The sequence below is a fragment of the Acidobacteriota bacterium genome (assembly GCA_020349885.1).
GTDB lineage: Bacteria > Acidobacteriota.
On the sequence record CP070701.1, the window covers coordinates 1,439,358 to 1,455,134 of the forward strand.

A 15,777-nucleotide genomic window follows, 5' to 3' on the forward strand; every position below is an offset into this window, starting at 1 on the left:
TTGCCGTATACGTTCTTGCCCTGCATAAGGGAGCATCGAGACAATTTGATTTTTCCATTTTATAGCTTGAGTATTTTTAGACATGGGCTTTTTTGGCGTTTTCTGAAAACTTGGTATGAAAAAGGGCAGTTTAAACGGCAATTTTTGCCATAAATTTCTGTCAAAAATTGCGCACATTTCACAATGCCGTAAAACCTTAAGTTAATTTGCCTGTTTTTCAAGGAATTTCACGCCAAAAAGCGCCCTCTGCTCCTAAAAAATATCCCCATTAATTTTTATATAAACCTGCAGTAGATTTTATGTAACTGCGCTTGATGAAAGTATAAATTCAATGCATTTTTTTATTTTGAGTACTTCCATTTTAAGCATCAGAAAAGATTTGCTTTAGATTTTAGTGTCATTTGCGCGTTTTCAACAAGCAAAATTCCATATTTTTTGGGGCTTTTAGTGACCCAAGCCGTTTCCTTGCGTATGATGGGTGTATTTCATACGGATTTGACCCTCGGAACAGCCAGAATATAAAGTATTTCGCATATTTCACGGTCATAAATTGTAACATGAGCTATGCTTCATCCAGTATATAGCCTAAGAAAAAATTCAACGTTGCACAGCTCCATCCTGACAGGCCGAAAGAAGCTCACCGAGAGGCTTAAACGGGCATGTCAGGGAGAAAACAGATCGCTTTACCCCACAAATTTGCCTGCCTTGGTGTGCCAAAGGTGAAGCATCGGCGGCTACGGCGTGCTCGGCAGGCACGTTTTCCCGACTGGCTTTTCCTAAATTGTGAACGCGATGACGAGCGCGTAAATGACCAGCGATTCGATGAGCGCGAGTCCAAGAATTAAGCTCAACCGGATGTCGGCGCTCGCGACCGGATTTCGCGCGATGCTCTCCACGGCCCTTGACGTTGCCATGCCCTGGCCGAAGGCTCCACCGAACACGGCGACGGCGATGGCCAGGGCTTTCGCAAGGTCGCTTAGGGGATTGCGTGGTGCTTTTTCTTCCTCGTGGGCTTCGGCGTCCTCCTCGGCGGATCCGGCGCCTTCCTCGGCCGCAGCAGCGCTTTCCTCGGCCGCAGTGCCTTCCTCGGCCGCGGCGCCTTCCTCGGCCGCGGCGCCTTCCTCAGCCGCGGCGCCTTCCTCGGCGACGAGCACCGTCGTGGGGAGCATGACCATGAACAGCGCGAAAAGCAGGATTCCGCTTCCGGCCAATACGAGAGTTAATTTTTTCATAGTGTTACCTCCTGAAACAGTTGGGTAATGTTTCTCTCACCCTCCTTCCTTGCCCGGGGCGGGACTGTGGAGTGCGGGTGCCTAGTGTTCATGCGAGACAAAAAGCCCGATGTAAATCGAGGTCAAGAAGAAGAAGATGAAGGCCTGCAGAACCGAACCGAAGGCCCCGAGGGCCGACATGAGCAGGGGGGCGCCGAAGGGGGCGAGCGTGAGGAATTTCAGCGAGGCGACGTGCTCGGCGTGGATGTTGCCGAAGAGCCGGACCGAGAGCGTGAGGGCGCGCGAGAGGTGGGAAAGAATCTCGATGAACGGGAACAGGAGTCCCAGAAAGAGGTTCAGCGGGATGCTCATGGGCAGGGGGAATCCCCTCAGCGGCACGGGGCCGAAGTAGTGCTGGACGTAGGCCCGGGGGCCCGCGGCGAGGAAGCCCTGGGTCTGGTAATAGAAGAAGGCGAAAAACGAGAGGCCGAACGTGACGCCCGGACTCGTGCCCGTGGGGGTCCCGAGGCCCGGGACCATGCCGCAGAGATTGCAGAGCAGGATGAAGACGAAGAACGTCCCCGGGAGGCCGATGTACCTTCTCCCGTGGGGCCCGGCCACCTGCCGGAGGAGGTCTCTCATGAAGACGACGATCCCCTCGAGAACCTGCTGGCCCGCGCCCGGCTCCGAGACGCTGAAGCGGCGCCGCATCAACGGCAGGGCGACGGCGCTTCCCAGGACGACGAGCGAGGCCATGACGAGCGTATCGGGGACCGGGTGCCCCGTCGCCTTCTCAATGAGCTGGGTCGGAAGGGAAAGTTCTTCGGACATCTCGCTTAGCGCCGTTTCCTCGCGGAGCGCACCGCTTGAAGCAGGAGCGCCGCCGCGGTCACGGTGAACCCCGCGGCAAACGCGGTCGCACCAAGGCGTGCCCCGATCGAAAGCCGGGGCAAACAGAGGGCGAGCATAACATAGATTCCCGCGACCAGCAACCCCAGGCGCAGGGGCACGAAAAGAAGTAAAAGCGTCTTCTCCATCGCGCCCCGGTCGCGCGGGGGATGCAGTAGGAGCGCGGTGCTTTTCTCGATGCCCCAGACCATCCACAGGCCGAGGGCCGCGCCTCCCGCGGCCATCGCGGCCGCCGGCCAGCCGAGCCACACCCCGGACGCCAGGGCCGTCGCCGCGCCGAGCACCGCGCTCAAGCAAACCGTGTGCCAGGAGAGAATCGCCATGGAGTGCTGTGCGCCGCCCGGGCGGTCACTCGTGATCCGTCCTCGAGGAGACCATGCGAACGAGGCGCACCATGTTGACGTAGGCGGCCGCGGCGCCGAGCACCACTCCCGCGGCCGCGCCCCAGGGCCTCGTGCCGAGCCACGCGTCCGCCGCGTAGCCCAGCCCGTAGCCGGCGAGGAGGCAAGCGGGGAACATGAAGCCGAGCGCGAGGAGCGCCGCGGCGGATAGGCGTTTTTCCCCGGGCTCCGTGGGGCGGTCTTCCCGCGTCACCATGGCCCGCCGAGCCCTGCCGAAGTGTCCAGGGCAAGCATCAGGCGCCTCAGGAACGCCTGGATCAGAATCAAGATCAGCATCAGGATGAGCGGCCCCACGTCCAGAAACATCCCGCCGCGCCCGAGGGGCAGGAATTTCCGGAAGGGCTTTACCACGGGGTCCACCAGCCGGAAGAGCGTCCTCAGGACGTGGACGAACGGGGGGCGGTAGGCCTTGCGCACCAGGGGATTGTGGGGAAAATGGTCCGTCCACGACCAGAGCACGCGCACCAGGACGATGACGATGTAGAGCGAGACGAGGCGATCGAGGACGTAAAGAATCCAGAGCACGCCCCCATGTTACCCGCAGCGCCCCAAGGGCGGCAAGCCCCGACAGCGTCGGGGCAAGCCCTTGTTTTGCCCTCGGGGCTCTCCTATCCTATGGCGGTATGGCACCGCGAAGCGTTCCGCTTACCTCCCTGAGCCGGGCCGCGGGTTGAGCGTCTAAGCTCCCGCCGGAGGCTCTGGCCGAGTTGTTGAAGAAGCTGCCGAAGGCCCGCGACAGGCGGGTCATGGTAGGGGTGTCTCTGCCGGACGACGCCGCCGTCTACCGCATCTCGAGGGACACGGCGCTCGTGGCGTCGCTCGACTTCTTCACGCCCATCGTGGACGACCCCTACGCATACGGCGCCATCGCCGCCGCGAACGCCCTGAGCGACGTGTACGCCATGGGCGCCGAGCCTCTCTTCGCGCTGAATATTCTGACGTTCCCGTGCGACGCGCTCCCGGAGCGCACGCTCACCGAGGTGCTGCGCGGCGGGGCCGAGAAGGCGCGCGAGGCGGGTGTCGCCGTCGTGGGGGGCCACAGCGTCCGCGACGCGGAGCCGAAGTACGGCCTCTGCGTCGTGGGCCGCGTGCATCCGGGGAAGCTGGTCACGGCGCGTGGCGCACGGCCGGGCGACGCGCTCGTCCTGACGAAGCCGCTCGGAACCGGCGTTCTCACGACGGCCATCAAGCAGGGCAGGGCGACGCGGGCGATGGTCCGGGACGTGACGCGCACGATGGTGGAGCTCAACCGCGGCGCCGCGCGCGCGATGGTGCGCGCCGGGGCCCGCGCTGCGACCGACGTGACGGGCTTCGGCTTCCTCAACCACCTGCATACGATCCTGCTCTGCAGCAAGGCGGGCGCCGAGGTGTGGAGCGAGGAAATTCCGCTCCTTCGCGGCGCGCTTGAGCTCGCGCGCCGGGGCTGCGCCCCGGGCGGAAGCCTCAAAAACCTGCACCACGCCGCGAAGTTCACGCGCTTTGAGAAAGGGATTTCGAAGGAGGAGCGCCTCGTGCTCGCGGACGCCCAGACCTCGGGTGGTCTCCTTATCGCGGTATCGCAGCGCCGCAAGGCGCAGTTGCTGCGGGCGCTCCGGCGCGCGAAGACGCCCGCCGCGGCCGAGGTCGGGAAAATCGTCCGCTCGAAGAGGCCGCGCATCGAGGTGGTGCGGGCGGCGCCATGAGGAATACTTTCCCCCGCCCGCGCGTTTAAAGGACTTATGACGATGAAACGCCGTATCTCGATAATCCTTCTGATGGTGCTGGCGCTCGGCGCGGCGGTGCAGGCGCAGCCCGTTGGAGGAAGACCCGCCGGAGGAAGGTTCCTCGACGAGGTGCCGATGGAGATGGAGCCCCTGTCGTTCGAGCTCGCGCCTGGCGGCGAGGCGCTTCTTTCCATCCGCTTCCTGCTTCCGCCCGGCGTGCACCTCAACTCCGTGCCCTTGCCGGAGGTCGGGTTTCCCGAAGCCGGGTGGCTCGAAGCGCCCAAGGCGGCCCTCGAGGGCCACAAGAGGTGGAGCAAGACGCTCGAGTCGGACGTCTACGGGGGCGACGTCGACATGGCGCAGCGGCTCATAGTCGCGGCGGACGCCCCAGAGGGCGCGCATGCGGTGAAAGTCGTTTTGGCCTACTTCCCCTGCGACGAGAAGGCCGGCGTCTGCTACCGCCTCGCGAAGGAATTTTCCCTTTCCGTCGAGGTGGCGGCGGGCGCGGCCCCGGCTCCGCCGGAGGGCGGCGGGGGCTTGGCGGCCCGCGTGGCGGCGGTGCTCGAGGGACGTGAAGAGATCCCGCTGCTTGCGCTTTTCGGCCTGGTGTTCCTGGGAGGGGTGCTCGCGAGCTTCACGCCGTGCGTCTACCCGATGATCCCCATCACGGTCGGCTTCTTCGGCGCGCGCGCGGGGCAGAGGCGCGCGAAGATTCTCCTGAGCATCGCCCTCTACATCCTGGGCATAGCGCTCGTCTACGCGGCGTTCGGCCTCGCGGCGGCGCTCGGCGGCAAGGCCTTCGGGTCGCTCACCCAGAACGCGCCGGTCCTCTTCGGCGTCGCGACGCTCCTGTTCGTGATGGGGCTAAGCCTGGTGGGGTTCTTCGACCTCGACTTCGCTTTCATGCGGGGCGTGCAGGCGAAGCCGCGCGAGGGCGTCCTCGGCGCGTTCGCCATGGGCGCCGTGGCGGGCCTCGTGGCGTCGCCGTGCGTGACGCCGATCCTGGTGGCGCTGCTGGCCTACGTGGCCACGCAGGCGAGTCCCGTGCTCGGCTTCTCGCTCCTCTTCGTTTTCGCCGTGGGCCTCGGGACTCTCCTGGGCGTGCTCGCGCTGTTTTCCTCGCTCACGGGCGCCATCCCGCGGAGCGGGGCCTGGATGGTGGGCGTCAAGGCGTTTCTCGGGGTAGTTCTGATGGGTGTTGCAGTGTATTACTACGGTAAAACAACCGAGATTCTGGGCCTGGAATTCTGGCCGGGCGGGGTGCTCGCCGCGGGCGTGGGGCTCGTCTTCCTGGGCTACGCGCTCGGGGGCCTCGTCTTCACGGCCGCCGGGACGCAGGGGGAAAGGTTCCGCCGCGCCGCGGGCCTCGTCCTCGTCGTCCTGGGCATTTCGCTCACATTTCGGGGCGTCGGGGGCCTCGGCCCCTGGGCGGGCGCGGCTTCTTTCCGGGCGCCGGGCGAGGAAGAGGAGGCGCCGGGCGTCGCGTGGGAGAAGGAAGACCTCGACGCCGCCCTCGCGCTGGCCCGGGCGAGCGGGAAGCCCCTCGTCGTTGATTTCTGGGCCCCCTGGTGCGTCTACTGCCTCAAGATGGACAGGACGACGTTCCGCGACGAGGACGTGGTGAATCTCGTCCACACGGCCTTCGTGCCCGTCAAGATCAACTACGACGAGATGCCCCGGGAGCTCGCCGCGGAGCTCGGGATCGCCGGCCTTCCCACGATTCTTTTCCTATCGCCCGACGGCGGGGAGCTCGAGCGCCTCACGGCCTACGTGGACGCCGAGGGATTTCTTCGCATACTGCGCGGCGTCCTCACGCGCTACGAGCCCCCTCAGAAAGAGGGCTTCGACTGGAGTGAGCCTTCCGGGGAGGAAGCCTCCCCGGGAGGAGAAATCGCCGACGCCGAGTGGGTGACGGAGTAGGCGGCAACCCCGACGCACGCATCGGGGCCGGCAATCCCGGCGAGTCGGAGCGGGGTTTACCCCGCCAAAAAACAGGGCCGGGAACCTCGCACGAGCGAGGGCTTTTTACAAAGTGGTATAATGATTTTTTCAGGGATTCGTCTCCCGTGTGTGCTATACTTAGCTGACATGAGCTTCTGTAGAAGGATCCTTCCACTCGTCTTTCTGGCAGCCATCGCCGCCTGGGCGGCCCTGGCCGTCGCCCATCAGGCCTTCGGCGCGCAGCCCTCGGCGCAGTCGGGCAAGCTGAAGGTGAGCATCCACACCCCTTCCGAGGGGCTGCTCCTTACCAAGAGGGAAACCTCCATCGAGGTGGAGGGCATGGCGTCGGTCTTCGGCGGCGTCAAGTACCTCGACCTTTTCCTGGTGCTCGACACGTCGGGGAGCCTGGCACGCCGGGATCCTGAAAACTACCGCACCCAGGGCGCCGTCGCCCTCGTCGAGAATCTTTCCAAAAAGAGCGACATTCAAATCGGCGTCGTGGACTTCGACGACCGGTCCGACCTGGTGATGCAATTGACGGACGACCGGGAGGCGGTGGTCGAGGCGCTCCGCGGGTGCGACCAGAAGGGAGGGACCGATCTCGCCGCGGGAATCCGCACGGCGCTCGAGGGATTCAAGCAGGGCGCGCGGCCCGACTCCTCGCGCGTGGTGCTCCTGTTCACGGATGGAATCTCCGAGGCCGAGCCCGCCCGCGACGCGGCCCGCGAGGCGCGTGAGCAGGGCGTAGCCGTCCAGACGCTTCTTCTCGGAAGCCGCGAGAAGGGCGAGGAGCTTCTTCAGGAAATCGCCGAGGCGACTGGCGGCTCCTCCCTCTACGTGACGGAGCCGGAAAGACTTCCCAAGGCGTTCCTGAACCTCCGCACGACGGGCGTGGATTTCGTGAAGCTCAGCGTGAACAGCTCCGCGCCGATCGACACGGAGCTTACCGGCGGGTCGTTCCGCGGGAGCGTGCCGCTCAAGATGGGCGAGAACCGCATCGTGGCCGCCGCGACGAGCCTCGACGGCCAGACGGAGAAGGACGCCGTCACGGTCATCGTTTCGAGCCCGGTTACCGTGGCCATCGAGCACCCCGCCGACGGGATGCTCTTTACGAGGCGGGAATCCGACACGGACGTGAAAGGCTCGGCGAGCATCTTTCTTGAGAAGGATGTGTCGGAAAGTCTCCTTGCGTCCTACCCGACGCTCGGCGTGGAGAGCGTCACGTTGAGAGTCAACAACTCGCCGCCCTACACGACGCACCTCACAGAGGGAAAGTTCGTCGGGCGCGTCCCGCTTCAGATTGGGGGGAACATCATCGTGGCCACGGCGACGAGCATCGACGGCAAGACGGCGGAAGCCCGGACGCGCGTGACCGTCCGGCCGCCGGGCTGCGGCGCGCTGCTTATCGCGGCGGAGCGGGACGGGCACCCCGCGCTCTCCATCTCGGACCGCTCCGTCGAGATCGTCTTCGACGCCTCCGGAAGCATGTGGGGCCAGATCGGCGGCACGGCCAAGATTACCATCGCCAAGGAAATTCTCAGCGATGCCCTGGACTGGCTGCCGCGCGACCTCAGTCTCGCGCTCCGCGTGTACGGCCACCAGTCCCCCCGCGAGCGCAAGGACTGCCGGGACTCGCAGCTTCTCGTTCCCTTCGGGGAGGGGAACCGGGAAAGAATCCGGGCGGCCATCGCGCGCTTTCAGCCGAAGGGGCAGACGCCCCTCGCCTATTCGCTCAGGCAGGTGGTCGATGATTTCGGAGGTTTCGAGGGCGAGCGCGCCGTGGTGCTTCTCACCGACGGCATCGAAAGCTGCAACGGCGACCCGGCGCAGGCCGCCCGCGAGCTTCAACGCGAAGACAGGGGCCTGCCCGTCCACGTCATCGGCTTCGGGCTTTCGGACCGGGAAAACAGGGAAGCCCTCGCGAGCCTCAGGGCCATCGCCGATGCCTCGGACGGGCAGTTTCTCACGGCGGGAAGCGCCGAGGCGCTCCGCGAGGCGCTTACGGTTACCGTGGGAACGCCGTTCGAGATACTGCGGGAGGAAGTAAGGATCGGGACGGGCACGCTCGGAGTGAACGAAGTGTTTCAGCTTCCCGCGGGCGAGTACGTCGTCCGGCTCTACAGCACGCCTCCGAAGCAGGCGCGGCTCACCTTGAAGGGCGAGGAGAAGTTCACGCTGATCTGGAAGCGCGACGGCGACGCGGTCTCGCTGAGAGAGATGCACGAACCGCTGCCCTACACGCCCTGCGAGTGAGGGCGGGGGCGCCCCCCTGCTGGATTTTTTTATGAAGATACGCTGTTCGCCGTGTCTCGTGGTCTGGGGTCTCGCCGGGGGGCTTCTCGTCCTGTCGCTCTTTGTTTCCTTGATGCGCGCCCCGGATTCCGCGCCGGAGGGCAAGGAGGAGCAAGCGTCGCCAAGAGGAAACTCCGCGCCGCTCGCACCCATTCTGCGCCGGGCGTTCGGCTTCACCGAGGCGACGCCGCACCTCGTTCCGTGGGATGAGATTCACGAGGGCTGCCCCCGGCGCGACTGCATCCCCGCGCTCGACGAGCCCCGGTTCGTCCCCGCCGACGAGGCCGGTTTTCTCGGCGACGGGGACGCGGTGCTCGCGCTCGCGCTGGGCGGCGAGGCCAAGGCGTATCCCCTAAAAATTCTCAACTGGCACGAGCTCGTGAACGACACGGTCGGGAAAAAACCGGTCCTTATCTCCTACTGCCCGCTTTGCGGCTCGGGCGTCGCCTTCGAGCGGCGCGTCGAGGGGAAGACGGCGGAGTTCGGCGTCTCGGGCCTGCTCTACCGGAGCGACCTCGTCATGTACGACCGCGCCACGAACACGCTCTGGAGCCAGATCGAGGGCAGGGCCATCGCGGGCCCGCTTTCGGGAAAATTTCTCCGCACCCTGCCGCTCGCCCACACCTCGTGGGGCGAGTGGAAAAAGCACCATCCCGGCACGCTCGTCCTGTCCACGGACACCGGCTCCGCGAGCGACTACGACCGCTACCCCTACGGCGACTACGAGACGAATCAGGAAATTTTCTTTCCCGTCGCGGCCCGGGACGACAGGCTTCCGCCGAAAACGGCCGTCTACGGCGTGATGGTGGAGAATACGCCCATCGCCTACGAGGCGGCCTGGCTTAGAGAGAAGGGAAAGCTCACCGACAACGTGGCAGGCCGCGAGCTCGCGGTGGAAGTGGAAGAAGACGGGAGCGTCACCGTCCGCGACGCCGGGACGGGCGAGGCGTTCACGGCGATGCGCCTTTTCTGGTTCGCCTGGTACGCTTTCCACCCCTCGACGGAGCTGCGGCCGGAGGCACGTCCGACGGCCCCGGCCGCCCCGGGGCCGTAGGCGACGTTCGGAAGCGCCCCTTACCACCAAACGTTCAACGTGGCGAAGGCGCGGCGCTCCGGACGGGGCAGCCTCTTCCCGAGGCCGACGTCGCCTCCCTTGACGCGGTTATATCCTCCCAGATGATCGTAATGTTTCTTGTCCGCGACGTTCTCGACGCCCGCGGTGAGGGTCATCACGTCGGAGACCCTGAATCGCCCCCGGAGGTTGAGCAGGCCGTAGCCGCTGGTTTCCACCTCTCCGTTCGTCGCGGACACCTTGCACTGGCGCGCGTAGAACTCGCCCTCGGCCATGGCGAGCCACTTGCCCTTCTCCCAGCGCACGGCCGCCGAGCCGTTGAGGGGAGCGATGCGGTAGAGGTCGTCGTCCACGTCGCGCCGCTCGCCGCGCACATAGCTCACGACGCCCCCCACGCTCCAATTCCCGTAGAGGGCGACGTTCCAGTCGGCGTCGACGCCGTAGAGCTCGGCCTCGACGTTTCGGAACCTCAGCGGCGTGGGATCGCCCATCATGGTGCTGACCATCACGACGCTCGCGTCGGAGGCGGGCGTTCCCTGGATGTAGTCGTCCACCCGGCGGTAGAAAACGTGGGGGTGGACGTACGCCCTCTTCCCGCCCCACTCGAGGCCGACATTTGCCTCGTGCGAGACTTCCGGGTCGAGCTCCACGTCGCCGACGTAGGTGTTGCCGTCCGCGAGGCCGCCGGTGGATTGGAGCGGCAGCCACAGGTAGCGCTCCTGGTGGCTCGGAGAGCGGGTTTTTCGCGCCGCCTCGGCGGACCAAACCAGCCTCTTCGTGACGAAGCGCCAAAGCGAAAATACCCAGTCCACGTTGTGATCGGTCCTGCTACGGTCCGCGCCGTTGAAGCCGTCCGCGAGGACCTGCGCCATCCCCATCGACGTGGACACCGGCCCGCTGTGCGTTCTCACGAGGTTGTAGCGTAGCCCGGCCTGCACGCCCCACTTCCGCTCCGTCAGCGTTCTCCACTCCCCGTAGAGCCCGTAGCGCTCCCGGGTGGAGTCGCGGAAGTTCACCACCAGGAACATGGCGTTGTCCGGGTCCCGGATAACGGCGTCGTGCCTCGTGCGGTTCCCGTCGGCGCCCAGCTCCAGCCATCCTCTCCATGACGCGAGCCCAACCGAGAGTCTGTAGCCGACCAGGCGGTTGTCGGCGGCCGAAATGCGCTTCTTGGCCGGATCCATCGGCGGGCGCAGGCTGAAGTTGTCCATCTCGTGCTCCCCGGTGCTGTGATACAGCGCCGCCTCCAATTTCTTGCCGCTCCATACCCCGTCGTACTCGGCGTTCAGGATGCTCACATCGTGAAAGAGAGTGTCCATCGGAAGGGACGGCGAGCCGGTTTTCCCGACCTGGTCGCGGCGAAAAGCAAAGTTCAACCGATGGTCCTCGAGCTTGAACCCGTATCCGGCGCCGTAGTGCGTGCGCTTGTAGCGGCTGGGAACGACGGTTCCGCCCGGAAAATCCGCGTCGCCGCCTTCCTCCCCGGCGCCGGTTGCGTGGAAGAGATGCCGGGCGTTCGCGAGCGACGCCGCCAGACCGGCGGAGCGCCCGTCGTTCACGCTCCCGTAGAAAGCGGCAAGGGTGCCGCGAAATTCCCATTCTTCGCCCGCCCCGAAGTCGAGACTCCTCGACCGGGCGATGATCGTGCCCCCGAGCGTTTCCAGGCCCGAGCTGACCGGGGCGATCCCTCGATGTACTTCGATCGACTCGAGTTGCAAGAGAGGGATGTAACCCAGCGGCGGGTCCATGTGGTTCGGGCATACGGGGGCCATGGGAACGCCGTCCACGACGACGTTCAGCCGGTCGCCGAAAAGCCCGCGATACTGGGCGATGCCGGCCAGCGGGCCGTTTCGATTCACGTTCGCGCCCGGAACGCGCTTCAGGAATTCGGCGCTGTCGGCCAGCGCACCCAGGGCCAGCTCGTCCAGGCGCAGACGAAAACGCTCCTCCTCCCCGGTAACAACGACCTCCTCCCGGAAGGCCGGGTCCTGTGTTTTGTCTTGGGGCGCTTCCTGCGCCCCGGAAGCTGCGGCAACGGTGCCGAGCAGCGCGCATGCAGCTACGAGATATCGAGCATCGCGTATCATTCCTTCTCCAAAAATTGGCCCGGCGAGCCCTTCAGCCTGCAGGGCCGTTGGTTTTTGTAACTATGACACGGCCGGAATTTTTCCGGCTCTCGGTCAGGTGTTAATCGCTTGGTTTCGGGAGAAGGGGCGGGGCACCTTGTCGATGGGGTCCGCAAAAACGTAAGGCAAGGTGTTTTCTTCAGGGAAAATCAGTTTCTCTGTGTCCGGGAGGAAAACAAGGAAAGAAACCGCCGCCAAGGTGTGCGAGTAATTCTTTTTTCCGGACGCCGCGCCGTCAAGCTGGCCGCTGCACGCCGCCGCCGAAAGGTAGCTTGCCTTCGAGACGCCCGGCTCGCTCCGCTGCTTGCCGGTTCCGTCCGAAGGTGCGGGATCGGAGGGCTTGGAGAGCTCGGGAAAGCAGCAACACTGCACGGCGCACTGCTCCGCGTCGCACCCGCACCCCAGATTCGCGCAGAGAGAACCGGCCTCGGCCGTCGGCTTTGCGGGCGGCGCGATCCAGTCAAAGGCGAGGAACACCGCGTTGGTGGAGAAGAGGAGATACCAGAGGCCCAGGGCGACGGCCGTGCTCCATCGCCGCGGGCACCGCTGTTTACGGTTCTCCATGGTAGCCATTGTAGCGCGCATAACCATGGTAACCGGCTTTCCAAGAACTTGCAAAGCGGGCCGCCGTTTGCGCGAAGGCGAAGCGGCCCGGCTCCCCTTTTTTTCTTTTCTTTCCGAGATATTTGCAATCGGGACGCAAATCGCGTATGATGACACGTTAAGTATCTGTAAGTATCTGTTAACCTCAAAAATAAGCACCTGAAAATTTTTTGGGCCTTGACATGGACCCGGGGGCTTCTCGCCCCACGGGGACTTGTCTTTCGCTTTGGCATGAAAGGAGGTTGAGTTTTGAAGACAACTCCGGACGGACGGAAGCTTGGCAAAGAGGAGAAATTCTCCCTTGAACTCCCCCAGGTCCACGCGGACAACATTTCCCAGGACGAGGAGTGGTGCGTCGTCGAATTCAATGGGGAGCACAGGAAGATTCGGTTTCATGACTATCATGAGATTTACTCCATCCCCGGACTCTATGAGCATCTCTTCTACGACACGCTCCGGTGCACCTCTCCCCGGACCGTTTGCTCTCTTTTGGAGCAGGAAATTGAGAAATCTTCCTTTGACTTCTCCGACTTGAAGGTTCTCGACCTCGGCGCCGGAAACGGCATGGTGGGCGAGCGGCTCGCCAGGCTCGACGTGGAGTCCCTCGTCGGCGTGGACATTATCAGGGAGGCCGCCGAAGCCGCGAAGCGGGACCGCCCCGACGTGTACGACGACTACCATGTGGCCGACTTCACGGAGCTTTCGGAATCGTTGCGGGGGGAACTCGAAGGCGAAGAGTTCAACTGCCTTACGTCGGTCGCGGCCCTGGGGTTTGGAGACATTCCCCCGCTGGCCTTCGCGGAAGCCTACAATATCATCTCCACGCCCGGATGGGTTGCGTTCAACATCAAAGAGACGTTTTTGGGCGAAAGGGACACGACGGGTTTTTCCCGCCTCATACGACGCATGCTTCGCGACGGCATCATGCGCGCCCGGACCAGGGAGCGTTACCGCCACCGGCTCTCCATCACGGGGGACCCGTTGCACTACATCGCGATCATCGCCAGGAAGGAAGCCGACATTCCCCCATCGCTCGTCACGGAGTGCGCGTCTTAGCCGGTTCGCGCCGTGGGGACCTTTCGGAGGACAAGTCCCAACGTGAGCGTCGGAATGAGCCCGAACGCCGCGTCTCGGGATAGGCCGTAGCGATGCTGCGCCTCGTGGACGTTTCAAAGTCGTTCGACGGCGGGCGCACCTACGCAGTGCATCGGATCTCCCTCGAGATTGCCCCGGGCGAAACGCTGGTTCTCCTGGGCTCTTCGGGTTGCGGCAAGACCACCACCCTCAAGATGATCAACCGCCTGGTGGAGCCGAGCGGCGGCCGCGTCGAGATGAACGGCCGGAGCATTCAGGAGATCGACGCGGTCCAACTGCGGCGCTCCATCGGCTACGTGTTCCAGGGCATCGGCTTGTTTCCGCACATGACGGTGGAGGAAAACGTCTCGGTCGTGCTTCGCCTCCTTGGAGCGCCGCGCACGGAGCGCCGCGAGCGGGCGCGGGAGCTCCTCGCCCTGGTCGAGCTCGACGCCGAGCGCTATGCCCCGCGCTTCCCGAGGGAACTTTCGGGTGGCGAGCAGCAACGCGTGGGCGTGGCGCGGGCGCTCGCGGCGGATCCCGCCACGCTGCTCATGGACGAACCCTTCGGCGCCCTCGACGCCCTGACGCGCGACATGCTCCAGCAGGAGATGCTGCGGCTCAAGGAGAAGCTGCGCAAGACCATCATCTTCGTCACCCACGACATCTTCGAGGCACTGACGCTCGCCGACCGCATCGCCGTGATGCACCGGGGGCGGCTGGAGCAGGTGGGGACGAAGGAGGAAATTCTGGGGGCACCGGTGACCGCTTTTGTGCGGGAGCTTTTTGAAAAGCCGGCCAGGCAGCTTGCGGCCTTCCGGAAAGAATTGTCATGACCGGCCAGCCGCTCGCGGAGTTCCTCGTCCAGAAGGCCCCGGAGCTGTGGGCCAAGACCCTGGAGCATCTTGCCCTCACGGGCGTTTCCACCGCCGCGGCGGTTCTCATCGGAATACCGCTGGGGGTTTGGATCGCGAGAAATTCGCTGGTGCGCGGCCCCGTGCTCGGCGCGGCCGGCGTCCTTCAGACCGTGCCGAGCCTCGCCCTCCTCGCGTTCCTTCTGCCGTTCCTTGGAATCGGTGCCAAGCCCGCCATCGCCGCGCTCACGCTCTACGCCCTTCTGCCCATCGTGCGCAACACGTTCACGGGCTTGAGCGGCGTCTCGGCAGACGTCATCGAGGCGGCGCAGGGGCTGGGATTCACCGACCGGCAGCGGCTCTGGATGGTCGAGATGCCGCTCGCGCTTCCCGTCATCGTGGCTGGCGTTCGAACGGCGGCGGTAATCGGCGTGGGCATTGCGACCCTCTCCGCGTTCATCGGGGCGGGAGGGCTGGGGGATTTCATCAACCGCGGCCTCGCCCTCAACAACACGCGCCTCATCCTGCTCGGCGCCGTCCCCGCGGCGACGCTCGCGCTGCTACTTGATTTTCTGATAGGCCTCGCCGAAAGGGCGCTCGGCCGCGGATCTCGCTGAGAAAAGCCGTGAAAGCCCGTCGGGTCCTCCTCTGTTTCGTCTTTTCCTTCCTCGCTGCGGGGCTTCTCTGCTGCACCCGTCCCGGGGGGGGCGGGGCGCGCGACGCGGCGGAAAAAAGCGTCGTGCGCGTCGGCACGAAGAACTTCACCGAGCAGTTCATCCTAGGCGAGCTCATGGCACAGATGATCGAGGACCGGACCGATCTCGCGGTCGAGCGGCTGTTCAACCTAGGCGGAACGATGATTTGCCACGGCGCGCTCGTCAAAGGGGAGATTGACCTTTACGCCGAGTACACGGGAACGGGCCTGACGGCGGTGCTTCATCGCGAGGCTCTCGCCTCCCCGGAGGCCGCGTACGAGGCGGTAGCGGCGGCGTACCGGAAAAATTTCGACTGCGAGTGGCTCCGGCCGTTCGGCTTCAACAACACGTACACGATCACGGTTCGAAGGGCCGACGCCGAGGCGAACGGGTGGAAAACGATCGGCGACCTGCGCGAGGTTGCCTCGTCGCTCCAGGCGGGCTTTACCGCTGAGTTTTTCGAGCGTCCCGACGGCTACCCCGGCCTTCGGGCGGCCTACGGCTTCGGGTTCGGCTCGGCGCGCGACCTGGATCCCGGCCTCACCTATCGGGCCGTTGCCGGGCGCGAGGTGGACCTCATCAACGGGTTCGCCACGGACGGCCGCATCCCCGCCTACGACCTGGTTCCGCTGGAGGACGATCGGAAATTTTTCCCACCCTACCATGCTGCGCCGGTCGTCCGCCAGCCAGCCCTCGAGGCCCACCCCGGACTCCGCGGGGCCCTCGACGCGCTTGCCGGCATAGCCGACGCCGCCGCGATGCAGCGCCTCAACTACGAGGTGGACGAGAAGAAGCGCGCGCCCGCCGACGTCGCGCGTGAATTTCTTGAAGCGAAGGGCCTTCTGGGAGGAGTGAAAGAAGAATGAAGGGGGAGGTTGCTGATAAAGCGGTTTATT

General features: G+C 64.7%; 13 protein-coding genes and 1 pseudogene. 7 read left to right on the plus strand and 7 right to left on the minus strand.

The window, feature by feature from the left end:
• Nucleotides 1-776: 776 nt before the first annotated feature.
• The 5 genes from JSV08_06265 to JSV08_06285 all read right to left on the minus strand — a co-directional run bounded on the left by JSV08_06265 (nt 777) and on the right by JSV08_06285 (nt 3,046).
• Nucleotides 777-1,169 carry an ATP synthase F0 subunit C gene (locus JSV08_06265; GenBank protein ID UCF81848.1) on the minus strand — a complete coding sequence of 131 codons (393 nt, stop codon included), beginning with the start codon at nt 1,167-1,169 and terminating at the stop codon, nt 777-779.
• A 144-nt stretch (nt 1,170-1,313) separates the two neighbouring features.
• The gene (locus JSV08_06270) at nt 1,314-2,042 is read right to left on the minus strand and encodes a F0F1 ATP synthase subunit A (protein ID UCF80122.1); all 729 of its coding nucleotides are present in this window, start codon (nt 2,040-2,042) and stop codon (nt 1,314-1,316) included.
• A gap of 5 nt (nt 2,043-2,047) precedes the next feature.
• Nucleotides 2,048-2,443, minus strand: a complete 396-nt coding sequence (locus JSV08_06275) for a hypothetical protein (GenBank protein UCF80123.1) — start codon at nt 2,441-2,443, stop codon at nt 2,048-2,050.
• A gap of 25 nt (nt 2,444-2,468) precedes the next feature.
• A complete protein-coding gene (locus JSV08_06280) occupies nt 2,469-2,717 on the minus strand; it encodes an AtpZ/AtpI family protein (protein ID UCF80124.1) in 249 nt (82 codons plus the stop codon).
• The gene (locus tag JSV08_06285) at nt 2,711-3,046 is read right to left on the minus strand and encodes a YggT family protein (protein UCF80125.1); all 336 of its coding nucleotides are present in this window, start codon (nt 3,044-3,046) and stop codon (nt 2,711-2,713) included. Before JSV08_06285 ends, JSV08_06280 begins: the two co-directional genes overlap by 7 nt.
• A 98-nt stretch (nt 3,047-3,144) precedes the next feature.
• Between JSV08_06285 and selD the strand changes: the two genes are divergently transcribed.
• The 4 genes from selD to JSV08_06305 all read left to right on the plus strand — a co-directional run bounded on the left by selD (nt 3,145) and on the right by JSV08_06305 (nt 9,511).
• Nucleotides 3,145-4,203, plus strand: a complete 1,059-nt coding sequence (gene selD / locus JSV08_06290; GenBank protein ID UCF80126.1) for a selenide, water dikinase SelD — start codon at nt 3,145-3,147, stop codon at nt 4,201-4,203.
• A gap of 42 nt (nt 4,204-4,245) precedes the next feature.
• The gene (locus tag JSV08_06295; GenBank protein ID UCF80127.1) at nt 4,246-6,144 is read left to right on the plus strand and encodes a thioredoxin family protein; all 1,899 of its coding nucleotides are present in this window, start codon (nt 4,246-4,248) and stop codon (nt 6,142-6,144) included.
• A gap of 168 nt (nt 6,145-6,312) precedes the next feature.
• Nucleotides 6,313-8,418, plus strand: a complete 2,106-nt coding sequence (locus JSV08_06300) for a VWA domain-containing protein (protein UCF80128.1) — start codon at nt 6,313-6,315, stop codon at nt 8,416-8,418.
• Nucleotides 8,419-8,449: 31 nt separating this feature from the next.
• The gene (locus JSV08_06305) at nt 8,450-9,511 is read left to right on the plus strand and encodes a DUF3179 domain-containing protein (GenBank protein ID UCF80129.1); all 1,062 of its coding nucleotides are present in this window, start codon (nt 8,450-8,452) and stop codon (nt 9,509-9,511) included.
• 20 nt (nt 9,512-9,531) lie between these two features.
• Here the strand turns inward: JSV08_06305 and JSV08_06310 are convergent, their stop codons facing one another.
• Nucleotides 9,532-11,616, minus strand: coding sequence for a TonB-dependent receptor (locus JSV08_06310; GenBank protein ID UCF80130.1), 2,085 nt, complete (start codon nt 11,614-11,616; stop codon nt 9,532-9,534).
• 93 nt (nt 11,617-11,709) lie between these two features.
• Entirely contained in the window at nt 11,710-12,219 is a 510-nt protein-coding gene (locus JSV08_06315; GenBank protein UCF80131.1) for a hypothetical protein, read from the minus strand.
• A gap of 288 nt (nt 12,220-12,507) precedes the next feature.
• On the opposite strand from JSV08_06315, the gene JSV08_06320 reads away from it, so the two are divergent.
• The 3 genes and pseudogenes from JSV08_06320 to JSV08_06330 all read left to right on the plus strand — a co-directional run bounded on the left by JSV08_06320 (nt 12,508) and on the right by JSV08_06330 (nt 15,747).
• Entirely contained in the window at nt 12,508-13,314 is an 807-nt protein-coding gene (locus JSV08_06320) for a methyltransferase domain-containing protein (GenBank protein UCF80132.1), read from the plus strand.
• 92 nt (nt 13,315-13,406) lie between these two features.
• Complete coding sequence (locus JSV08_06325; protein ID UCF80133.1) at nt 13,407-14,168, plus strand: ATP-binding cassette domain-containing protein; 762 nt, start codon at nt 13,407-13,409, stop codon at nt 14,166-14,168.
• Nucleotides 14,165-15,747: pseudogene (locus tag JSV08_06330) on the plus strand (ABC transporter permease subunit). Before JSV08_06325 ends, JSV08_06330 begins: the two are co-directional and overlap by 4 nt.
• The last annotated feature ends 30 nt before the right edge of the window (nt 15,748-15,777 follow it).